We start from the raw sequence: 628 nt of genomic DNA, 5'->3' as shown, positions 1-628 counted from the left end.
CGCCCGTCACGTCACGAAAGTCGGTAACACCCGAAGCCGGTGGCCTAACCCGTAAGGGGAGGAGCCGTCGAAGGTGGGACCAGCGATTGGGACGAAGTCGTAACAAGGTAGCCGTACCGGAAGGTGCGGCTGGATCACCTCCTTTCTAAGGAGCACATAGGCCGCTTGCAGGCGAATGTCCTGCACGGTTGCTCATGGGTGGAACGTTGACTATTCGGCACGAGTGAAGAGCTTCTGTCAGTACTGCCCTCGGGCGTGGAACGCAGGTGGCGGTTGACTCGTGTCGGGCACGTTGTTGGGTCCTGAGGGAACGGCCGTATGGCTGTTGCTTCAGAGATGCCGGTCTCACGTGAGGTGGTCTTCGGGCCGTCGAGGGTGGGTGACTGGTCGTTGTTTGAGAACTGCACAGTGGACGCGAGCATCTGTGGCCAAGTTTTTAAGGGCGCACGGTGGATGCCTTGGCACCAGGAACCGATGAAGGACGTGGGAGGCCACGATAGTCCCCGGGGAGCCGTCAACCAGGCTTTGATCCGGGGGTTTCCGAATGGGGAAACCCGGCAGTCGTCATGGGCTGTCACCCATACCTGAACACATAGGGTATGTGGAGGGAACGCGGGGAAGTGAAACA

The organism is Streptomyces sp. CB01881, from assembly GCF_002953255.1.
Taxonomy (GTDB): Bacteria; Actinomycetota; Actinomycetes; order Streptomycetales; family Streptomycetaceae; genus Kitasatospora.
Note: the sequence above shows the minus strand (reverse complement) of the source record.